Source organism: Bacteroidota bacterium (assembly GCA_018698135.1).
In the GTDB taxonomy this organism is placed as follows: Bacteria; Bacteroidota; Bacteroidia; order CAILMK01; family JAAYUY01; genus JABINZ01.
The window spans coordinates 1-11,380 of record JABINZ010000230.1 but is presented as its reverse complement, the minus strand read 5'-3'; the positions used below and the strand labels follow the sequence as shown (position 1 = coordinate 11,380).

The window sequence follows — 11,380 nt, the reverse complement described above, 5'->3', positions numbered from 1 at the left end:
TGTGGAAAGTATTTAAATCCAATGCTAATTGAAAACTTCCAACCAATTAATGAAAGCAAAATAATTAGTACAAATATGAATATTTTAGCAACTGATTTTCCTACTTTCCTTTCTTCTAACTCTAATTTTTTATTATTATAAGTTCTATAATTTCCAGACTTAATAATCTCAGTTAAAATATCATAATCTTCATTAAGTTGTTCTAATCGATTGTCAATAATTTTTTGCTCTTGCCGATATTCAGAATCAAGACCTATTTTTTTCTTCTGAAATTCATGATATTTTAGGAAAAGAGATACAATTTCTTCATCCAAAAAATATTTAATCTCTGGATCAAACGATGTATTGCCAGGCTGATACTGAATCTCTTTCATAAATGTACGCTAACTATCAACTATACAATAGCACATAGTTTTTGAAATATAGTGGCTTTGTGCTAATATAGTCACTATTCAAATATAGCTAATTTAGATATTTGTTTTCTGATGGAAAGTGTTGATGAATATTATTGGTTAGAAGTACAAAATGCAATGTTCTAATAATGCTTTAAACAAGGGCAGTTTTAAAAGTTATAAACTTAATGCTATTGCTATTTGAATTGAAATTGACTCTAAAACTGAAAATATATGAAGGGCTGTACATCAGCTGATTTGGCTTGGTAACAAACAAATACAACTAAAATTACAATGGCTAGCTTAGCCCAAACAGGTGTTGCCTTAAACCAATTGATGTATTTGCTTTTGAAAGTAGTTGGTAGCCAATGAATAATATAGGCAGCTATCATTAAAGCAAATACTTGCCAATAGCTCACAAAAATTGTTGGTATTAATGCCCAGGAGTAACTACTGAAAATTTGAACAAGCATTTGTTGAACAATAATCATTTCTTTTGCTCTGAAGAATATCCATGCAAAACTGACCAGATTAAACGTGATAAATACAGATAATAAGTGGCTGAAATATTTCTTTCTTGTTTTCTTGGGAACATAGCCTGTCCAAAAACGATGTAAAACCAATGCCAGTCCATGGATTCCTCCCCATATTAAATATCGCCAGGCAGCACCATGCCACAAACCTGTTAATAAAAAAGTTATTAGTCCAGCAAAAAGATATATGTAGTACTCTGTTTTTATACCTAAGTATTTTTGGGATTTGAGTACTCTAGAAACCTTAAAAGCTATTGGTAAAAATAAATAATCTCTAAACCACATGGTTAGTGAAATATGCCAGCGTTTCCAAAAGTCTGTAATATTCTCTGCCTTATATGGTGAATTAAAGTTTAAGGGCAATCTGAATCCAAGTAATAGTGCTACACCAATAGCTACATCGGTATAACCAGAAAAGTCACAATAAATTTGAATACCAAAACCATAAACAGCCATGAGGTTTTCAAATCCAGTAAAAGATAGGGGAGCATCAAAAACACGTTCAACAAAATTGTAAGATATATAATCAGAAATGATCATTTTCTTCATCAATCCGTTCAATATCAGGAATAAGGCAAAATTGACTTCATCTTTTGTCAACTGATATTTCTTATACAATTGAGGGATAAATTCAGATGCACGTACAATAGGGCCAGCAACCAACTGAGGAAAGAAGGTAACATAAAAGCCATATTCCAGTATGTTTTTAACAGGTTTCAACTTTCCCTTCGAGATGTCTAATACATAGCTTAAACTCTGGAAAGTATAAAAGGATATTCCTACAGGTATTATGAATTTGGTCACGTCAAATGAAGTGCCCAGCCCATTATTTGCCCATTGAGCTGCAATATTAATTACTTTGAAATTAGTATTCAATACTAAATTCACAATATCAACAAAGAACTCGGTGTATTTGAAATAAGCCAGAATTCCAAGATTCAATATTATACTTATGGCTACCCATAATTTTTTTAACTGTCTGGTTTTGGCTTTATAGGTGAGATTGCCAATATTATAGTCTAATACAGTTGTAAATAAAAGCAAAATGAAAAAATGCCCACCTGATTTCCAATAGAAAAATAAACTGATAGCAAACAAATAAGTGCTTCTGAACAGCTTTTTATTGTAAACAAGGGCAAAAATGCTAAAAACAATGAAAAAGAATATCCAGAAATACATCTGCGTAAACAGCAAAGGGCTGTCTCCAGAATAAAGGAATATGTTTTTCAGTTTCTCCATTTAGTTGGCCATCCGATTTAAATTGAATGAATCATAACTTTTCAAAAAAGCATTGAATAATAAATCTCCCTGTAGTTTGTAACCTGCTTTTGTAAAATGCAGCTTATCTCTGTTGGCTAAACCTTTTGCATACCAGTAATTTATCGAATTTTGTCCTCCCATTATTTCATAGAAATCCCATACTGCTGCATGGTGTTTCTTGGCTAATATTTTAATTTGATCTCTGGCTTTTGATGTATTGTAATTGGGGTATCTGCGACTCCGATAACTGTCTCCGGGCACCGTAAGTAACAGGGCTGCATCTGGTAAAACTTCCCGAATACGTGAAATCAAGGTGTCGTAATTTGCATAAAAATTCGCTGAATTAAAATTTCGCATATAGGCATCATTGGTTCCTAATGAAATAATCATCCAGTCGGGATTCAAAGCTTTTAATTGATTTTGCAGCAAATAGCATTTGTTAAATGATCGCGTTTCAGCTCCATTTACACCTACCGAGCTATACACTATACCCGGGTCGTTACTTTCGAAACTTATTCCATGAAACACAAAAGGTGCTTTGATACTATCTAATCTGGTGAATCGAAGATCGACCCGATTTAATTCGTGCTTAAATTCAATTTCGGTGAGGCCCTGATCATAATGATAGGTTCGTGAAACAGGTCCCTCATAATTTAGCACTTCAATATCATAATAGACTTCCTGCAAATTATGAAAAATGCGGATTTTGTTAAATGAATAAGGTAAATAATCGCCTTCAGCAGCTTTGATTGTTAATGTGGAAATAGAATCTGAACTTTTAATGTTGATTCCTGCAATGCCTAAGGCACATCCATATCCTTTCGTCACAATTCTACACCTTTCCCATTGGGTGGTGGTTTCTACTTTAAAATCAGGCGGATTGTTCGTTTTTGCTGCTCTGAAAGGAAAAAGAAATCCTCTTGCGCTTATACCGTCTTTATTCAGGGTTTGAATTCGATTACGCATTTGACCGGGAAAATAATCAGCCTGAATATGCGAATCTCCTATATGCAAAATATGGATTAATTGATCTCCCTGCAAAACCAACTTATTTGTTTTCTCAAAAAATCGATCATAGTATTGTTTGGCATTTCCTTCATATTCCAAAATATTTTTATCATAATGGATAAAATTATAATAATCTATTTCAAGCGGATAATCCTGAGCCGATCCTTTGGCAAAAAGGATGAGAATAAATAGCAGTGTATATAATATATTAGTTCTTAATTTCAATTTTCTGTACTTTCTTGTTGTTTAGGCTATCTGTTTGGACTTTTGTTTTGGTCTGTTCCGGATGTTGACGAACATAGTCATCGTATTCAGTAATCAGGGCATCGTAAAACATTTCTCCAATGATTCTTGCACCAGCTGGATTAAAATGAGTGAAATCTTTTTGTGCTAATGAAGGTTCTGCCATCACCCACGATGGCATGGAATTTTTTCCACCCATGGCTTCAAACATATCCCAAAATGCACATCCTGATCTGAATGCAGCATTCTTCTGTGCATTTCTGATCTTTTCAATGTTTGGGTAGGATTCATATCCATCTCCAACTTCTCGTTTTCTCGACATATCAGATATGCCAATGACGATTATACACAAGTCGGGATCAAGCTTTTTAAGAGATTTCAGATTTTTGTAAAACCAATTCTCATAAAACCCATAATCTTCCAACACATTGGGCACTACATTAACACCATATTCTAGCAACAATAGTTTGACATTCATTTCTTTAAAGAAACGGCTCAAAGCGCTTAAGCTGGTGCGGTTGAAATCAACTCCAGAACTGCCTCGCATGGCAACATTATCGACTATTATTCCATGTGTTTTATCCAACGACATGGCATAAATATCAGGACTGTCTTTTCCCTTCATGCGAATGAAAAGAGGTTTGGTATTATCCGCAATATCCCAGCTTAAATATTTAACACTGGTTGTAGGAGGGAGGCTGTCTTTTATAATGATTTCGCCTTCTTTATCTTCCAGTTTAATGGAAACACCACTTTTGTTGTTATTGTACAGAAGTTTAAACTGTGTGTAGTTTCGGGTTAGAGCGTAAGTAAGGTTAGATGGACTTAGTTTAATCCATGATTCATAATCGATACTATCATTTTGGATGGAATCTTTTTCGAAAGGCGCAAAACGACTGAATGAAAGCATGGGGCCATAAACGTTCCCTATTACATTCGTATCTCTTCGACCAAAAACTGTATATCGTTTCCAGTTATTTGAAACGTCCCTATGTACAGATGCAGTATGAACAATGTCTTTTACGGCTAACATGCCTGAACCTCCACCACCAAATTTGCTTTGTAAGCGATATCTGATATAGGACGTAATACGATCTCCTTCCAATTGCGAATCGCCATAATGAATGATCCTGATTAACTTTTTGTCTGCCTGAAGTTTTCTTAATTGTATTAGAAAAGGATATAAAACACTTCGGTCGTTGGCTGGAAATTGTAAACGATGAAGTAGGGCTCTCATTTCTTGGGTAAGCATGGTATCGATAGCATGGCTATAGGGGTCAATGGAGTCGGTGGGTATTGATTCAGTTATCAGCGTATCCGAAATTGGCGTATTTATTAAGGCAGATATATCAGCATATTCAACCTTTTCAGGATTTAATATTTGATTTAATGTCAGAAATTTTAATTTGTATTCCTTACCCAGAGGCAATCCTTTTTCAGGAAATACCGAAGCCAGTATTAATAACAACACCAATACGATGCTCATAAAAATAAGGATTTTATAGGGCTTCATTTTCCAACTTATTTTTTAGGAATTTTCAGTTTTTGCCCGGGTTTTAGGCTTTTACTATTACTGATATTATTGAGTTTGATAATATCCTGATCGCTAACGCCCGGGAATTTTTTGGCTATTGTCCAGATATTATCTCCTGATTTAACCGTGTAGTAAACATATTCTCCTGTGGTTGTTTTGGCACTACTTGTTGGAGGTTTTGTCGTGGTTGAACTGCCCTGTTTTTGTGTAAATGAATTGGTATTTATGTTTTCATATTTTGAAGCAACTGAACTGGGTTTGTAAATAACCAGTTTTTGCCCTGGTTTAATCAGGTTTCCCCTGATGTTATTCCAATTGCGGATGTTACTGATTGACACATCATACCAATCTGCAATGAAACCCAGATTATCGCCCGATTTTACTTTGTAATATAAGGCCGTTGAATTGGCTGGTGGGCCATAAGATGCATAGGTGGTAGCTGGCTTGGAGACCGGTTTGCTTAGACTAGACGGAGCTCTTTCGGCTGTACGATACAAGGAATCTTCAAAACTCAGAAAAGTTGTTGCATAGGAAGCAGGAAGGCGCAAGGGATAGGCTTTGTTTTTGGCCGAAATCACGTTCAGCTTATATTGTGGATTCAAATCATTAATAAGTTCTAAAGGGAGTCCCAGAACCGTAGCAACATCCTTTAATTTTATGTCGTTCTGAATCATGATGGTATCTGTAAAAACAGGTAAATCTATTTTGATCGGAGCCATGCCATGATCCTGATAATGATGCATTAAATAGGAGGCAGCAACATAAAGTGGTACGTAAGAGCGTGTTTCGCGTGGTAAATAATAGTATAATTCCCAGAAGTTTGTTTTTCCTTTTGACCGTCTGATGGCTTTATTAACATTACCGGGTCCACAATTGTAGGCGGCCATTGCCAATGTCCAATCTCCATATAATTCGTATAAATCGGTTAAAAACTGGGCTGCTGCATGGCTTGCTTTTAAAGGATCCATTCGCTCATCTACATAGCTGTTTATTTCAAGTTTGTATATTTTTCCTGTGGTATACATAAACTGCCAAACACCTGTTGCTCCAGCCCGACTTACAGCTCGTGGGTTTAATGCTGATTCGACCAAAGCCAAGTATTTAAATTCCAGAGGGATATTGTATTGAGCAAATACTTCTTCAAAAAGTGGAAAGTAATAATCGGATAAGCCAATCATAGCTTGAATAAACTCGGTTTTGTTTCGGGTATAATATTCAATGTATTTACGAACCTGATCGTTATAGGGCAAGTCAATAACAGATTCTATTTTGGATAAACGATAGGCTAAAAGAGAGTCACTTATTTCGACTGGATTTGGTACTGATTTCTGTGTTTGGTTCAGCTTCAATGCCTGATTGACATAATAGGTGTTGGCTAAACTGTCCAGATTTTCTAATAATTGGGATTCAACTGGTTGATTTTTTAATTTAAGACTATCCTCCGTTGAGGCATGTAAAAAGATAGGAGAAAGAAGTATTAGATAGAGGATAACAAGTTTATTTATGCGCATTTGGCTTTTATTTCTATGTCTTGAAAAACGATGCAAAATAAGAAAAATTGCATCCAAATGGGCTTTAATATTAAGCTAAGTTCTGCTTTCTGTAATATAATACATCTTATTGTGTATGAGTAACGAAGCAATTGGCAATTTTAATGGTTCTATTATTCAGCAAAATGACTCAATCACTTTGATTCTTTTGAAATGATGCCATAATTTGAGAGGGGGATGTTAACGATTGCAAATCCCCTTGTAAGGGCAATATTCGCACTTCTTTTTATCTTCAGTTTGCCTGAACGATACATTTGGATTGAAGATATCTTGTAGTAGTAATTTTAAGTGCGATTCAAATTCACTTTGTAGAATCTCGATATTGTCAACGGAATTTTTCTTGTATTTAATGCTTTGTATTAATCGACTATCAAAATTATCAGTATGCATTTTACGGACATTATATATGCCTGGCTGAAATATTTGATCGGTATTATTAGTATTCAGTTTATAAATCAGGCTATATAAAATAGTTTGAAAAGCGGCTTTATTACGATTTCCTTTTTCAGCATCAAATAAGCTTTCAATATCGCCAAATACTTTCTCGTCTTTGCCCGTTTTGTAATCCAGTAAACGTAGCACATTGCCTTTTAGGTCAACACGGTCAATTATTCCAGATAAATTTACCTGATTGCTTTGCACGTCAAAAGTATAAGGTAAAACCGTTGACTTTGAATTCTTTTCAAGCGATACAATTTCAAATGGTGCATAAGCGTGATCAATCTTTAGGATATTTCGCACGTAGTTGTGTATCATGTTGCGGATCAGAATATTTTGTCCCTCAAATAGGAATTTTTTCTCATGGTTGCCATCTGGATTGAAAACGCGATTGAATGCAATTTCAACACTTTGATCGATTTCTTTTTTCAAAGGCTCAAAATCACTTGGCACTATTTGATATCGATTGTTAGTGTGGCAATAATTCTTATATAGAACTTCCATGCTATGATGCAGTATGTTACCAAACATGGCATGATCTATTTCTTCCTTGACTTCGTCTTTTTCATACAAATCAGATACATAGCGGAAATAGAATCGTAGAGAACAGTCGATGTAGGCATTCAGTGCAGAAGGACTAAGTCTTTTGTTGCCCTGAAAATTTGAAAGGTATCGGTTCAGTTGTTCAATAATTTTGTCTTCTTTCCAAATCTCAATCGGCTTTGTTTCTTCTTTTTTGATGTCATGAGCTAATATTTTTTCTGTGATTTCAAAATCGAAATCATATTTTAGCTGACTGATATAGCGACTGATTTCTCCCGAACCGGCAGATCCTGTTTCTGTATTGTAAATTAAAAAAACTTCATCAGCTTTTTGTAATAGTCGATAAAAATAATAGGCATAAAGTGCATCATCCAATTCATAGGTTGGTAATTCAAAAGCCCTTCGTAAATTATAGGGGATAAAGGAATGATCAAAAGTATTTTTAGGCCAATAACCTTCATTCATGCCCATAATAATGAGTTTCGAAAAATCCAGACAACGGGTTTCTAAACTTCCCATTACCTGAATGCCCTGCAAAGGTTCTCCACTAAATGGGAGCTTGGTGCTGTTAATTAGCTCTTTAATCAACCTGAAAAATAGTTTTTCATCCAGTTTAACAGCATATTTCTGAACCGTATTGCTTAAGCTTTTGAGTTCTTTGTGATAGGCATAAACAAATTCCTTTTCAACAGCTCCACTTAATTGGTAATAAATGAATTCGAGCAGTTGCATGAAATAGGTAAACTGATTTTCAAAAGATCGGTAATCGCTAAAGATATGTTTTGCCGACTCGAAAAGACTTGCAAGCTCTTTATCAGAAATATATACTTTGTTTTGAGCCGTTATTTTCTGAATTTTTTCGTTGATAGCCTTTGTATTCACACTATTTACGAGAGAATGTCGTAGAATAGACAGCACATCCGTGTAATAAAACATTAGATGATCGCCAGATACTTTCACATGCTTTTGTAATTCAGCTAATAAGTCCAGAAAGCTGGAAATACGTGTGTTTTTCATGGGATACCCCATGGTTACATTAACTCCTTTGTTATTCTCAGGAATAGATTGAAGTAGTGGGAATAGCAAATGCTCGGCTGCTAAAACAATGGCTGAAGAATCAATGTTCTCTTCCGGATTGAATGACTGAACAAGATTTCCAGCAGCTTTTGCCTGACCTACTTCGAGAGGTACACCAATCAATTCAATTTTTTTGTGATTGGGCTGAATGCAGGAAGCTGTTTTGAAGTCTTCAGCAGCTGGAAATTTATCCATCATTTCCATTAAATGTTCTCCTACCGGAAAGTTTTTCTTCTCTAGATAGTAAGCGTCAATATCCCAATAATACAGCGCTTTATTTTGCTTCTTTAAAAATTTGAATAATTGCTCTTCACTTTTGTTGAGGATATTAAATCCGGCAAAAACAATTTTTTTATAGGACGACTCTAAATTGAGTTGTTCCAGATTTTCACAAACATCTCGGTATATCATGCCCTCATAAGCTAAATTCTCACTTTTCAACGACTTGTTGAAGTCAGCATAAAGTTCATCCAGAATTTCCCACATGTGCAGGAATTTGCTTTTATGCTCAGAATTTTTACTTATTTGCACATTTTCCCAGAAAGTGCGCAAGGCATTTATTTGTTCATCGGTCAGATAATCGTAATGATTATCAATTATTTTTAATTCCTTTACCGTTCTGAAAATGTCTTTGGCATCAACCAAATACTTATCAACTTCGTTAAAATCCTTGATTAATAAATTTCCCCATGGGTAAAAATGCTCTGCATCTTCAATTTCAAAATATCTGGATTTCAATAATTTGCAATAGCTGTCATAAAGTTTAAATACAAGGCTGTATTTGTCAGCCAATTGCAATTTCGATTGAGATTGAATGAAAGCAGAGATGTCAAAAATATGAGGGGACCAAACTGGTTTGTCGATTATTTGGTTGAGGTAATGCCTAAAGAACAAACCAGCCCTTTTATTGGGAAACACAACAGCCACTTCTGAAAGATCGTTATTGAATTTCTGCAATAAGTGATTGGCTATTTCTTTCAGAAAAGGAGTTGACTTCATATACAATGTTACTAAAACAAGTTATAAGTTGGCCAGTTAAAAGTTAAAAGTTTTGAATGTAGCAAGAAAAAACCTTTGCCATCTTCGACTACGCTCAGATAAACAAAGGCTAGTTTAAATTGTTAATTGGTGAATTCGATATTTATTGAGTTTAAATCAATTTGTTTGCCCCATTCCCTGAAGGGTGCAAATTGATTTTCATTTTCCCTTAAGGGTTAAGGAGAAATGAAAATGTTAATGATCTGTATGAAACGTCATAGCGAGGAAGAATGACGAAGCTATCTCCCGATAAGGATAACGTTCCAAAGTTGTAGATTGACTGCTAGCCGTCAGGCAGGCTTTAATACATTCGCAATGACAAATCTCTATAATAAAAAAACCTTTGCCATCTTCGACTATGCTCAGATAAACAAAGGCTTATTTAAATTGACAACTTAAGTAATTGTCACATTATCGAATTAGCTATTAACACATTTCTAGAGCCTGCGCTAAATCAGCAATAATATCCTCTACATCTTCAATACCAACCGAAAAACGAACCAAATCATCGGTTATATGACCTGCTAAACGAGCTTCTTTGGTCATGGCTGCATGCGTCATTGAAGCGGGATGCTGAATTAGTGTTTCCACACCACCTAAGGAAACAGCCAGTATGGCTAGCTGAACATTATCCATTAGTTTTTTACCAGCATCAAGTCCTCCTTTAACACCAAAAGAAATCATGGTGCCAGGGCCATCCATTTGTTTTTCGACTAAATCTTTCTGATCGAATGAAGCTAGACCCGGGAATTTAATCCATTCAATTTTTGGGTGTTTTTCCAAATATTCTGCAATCTTAATGGCACTTTCCTGTGCTCTATCAATTCGCAATGAAAGTGTTTTAACACCTCGTTGTACCATAAATGCCTGATGAGGATCCATGTTGCAACCCATGTAAACCATGGTTTTGCGCAATTTTGCATATAAATCAGGATCTTTAGCGATTAAAGCACCGCCAACAATATCGGCATGTCCGTTGATAAATTTTGTTAGTGAATGTAAAGCAATGTCGGCTCCTAAACCCAATGGTCTTTGTAAATAAGGACTGCAGAATGTATTGTCAACACATACTAAAATATCGTGTTTGTGAGCTAAATCACAAGCTGCCTGAATATCTGTGATTTGAATGGTTGGATTGGCAGGAGTTTCCAAATAAAGCAATTTTGTATTGGGTCGGATATGCTTCTCAATTTCATCCATATCGGAAGTGTCAATAGCGCTATATTCGACACCGAATTTTGCAAAATGACTATCCAGTATGGCTAAACTAGGACCATAAACAGCACTGGTAATAATCATGTGTGAACCTTTTTCAAGCAAAGCCATGTATACGGTCGACACAGCTGCCATACCACTGCCCATTACAATCCCTCTGTAACCGTTTTCTAAATCGGCTAGTTTATCTTCAAGTGCATTAATGGTTGGATTACCAATACGGGTATAAATATAACCTTTATCACGTCCGGCAAAACAATCGGCACCGTGATCAGCACTTTTAAATGCAAATGTGGAAGTTTGATAAATAGGCGTTGTTGCGCTGCCGAATTGATCTTCGTAATCGCCAGAATGAATGAGCTTAGTGTTGAAACCTTTATTTTTTGTGTCCATAGATGGTGTTTTAACTTAAATCTAAAATGATTGAATATGATTTTCAAGTCGTGCAAATGTAGCAGAATATTATGAAAAGCAAAAGTGAATTGGAGTAGGAAACAGTCTATTGTTGAAGAACATGAGGAGATGATATCTGGTGACCATGCTCGTTCC

Annotated in this window: 7 protein-coding genes; all 7 read right to left on the bottom strand. The window is 35.3% G+C overall.

Annotated elements, in window-relative coordinates; all coding sequences use genetic code 11:
* The coding region (locus tag HOG71_14475) for a hypothetical protein (GenBank protein MBT5992054.1) at positions 1-374 on the bottom strand (374 nt) is incomplete at its 3' end.
* Positions 375-610: 236 nt separating this feature from the next.
* Entirely contained in the window at positions 611-2,164 is a 1,554-nt protein-coding gene (locus HOG71_14470) for an MBOAT family protein (GenBank protein ID MBT5992053.1), read from the bottom strand.
* Entirely contained in the window at positions 2,165-3,418 is a 1,254-nt protein-coding gene (locus tag HOG71_14465; GenBank protein MBT5992052.1) for a hypothetical protein, read from the bottom strand. It lies immediately after the preceding gene.
* Positions 3,402-4,949, bottom strand: coding sequence for a hypothetical protein (locus HOG71_14460; GenBank protein MBT5992051.1), 1,548 nt, complete (start codon positions 4,947-4,949; stop codon positions 3,402-3,404). Before HOG71_14460 ends, HOG71_14465 begins: the two co-directional genes overlap by 17 nt.
* 8 nt (positions 4,950-4,957) lie before the next feature.
* Positions 4,958-6,481, bottom strand: a complete 1,524-nt coding sequence (locus tag HOG71_14455; GenBank protein ID MBT5992050.1) for a LysM peptidoglycan-binding domain-containing protein — start codon at positions 6,479-6,481, stop codon at positions 4,958-4,960.
* A 219-nt stretch (positions 6,482-6,700) separates the two neighbouring features.
* Positions 6,701-9,577, bottom strand: coding sequence for a hypothetical protein (locus HOG71_14450; protein MBT5992049.1), 2,877 nt, complete (start codon positions 9,575-9,577; stop codon positions 6,701-6,703).
* Between the two features lie 465 nt (positions 9,578-10,042).
* On the bottom strand, positions 10,043-11,224 hold the full coding sequence (locus HOG71_14445; GenBank protein MBT5992048.1) for a PLP-dependent transferase: 1,182 nt from the start codon (positions 11,222-11,224) through the stop codon (positions 10,043-10,045).
* Positions 11,225-11,380: the final 156 nt, after the last annotated feature.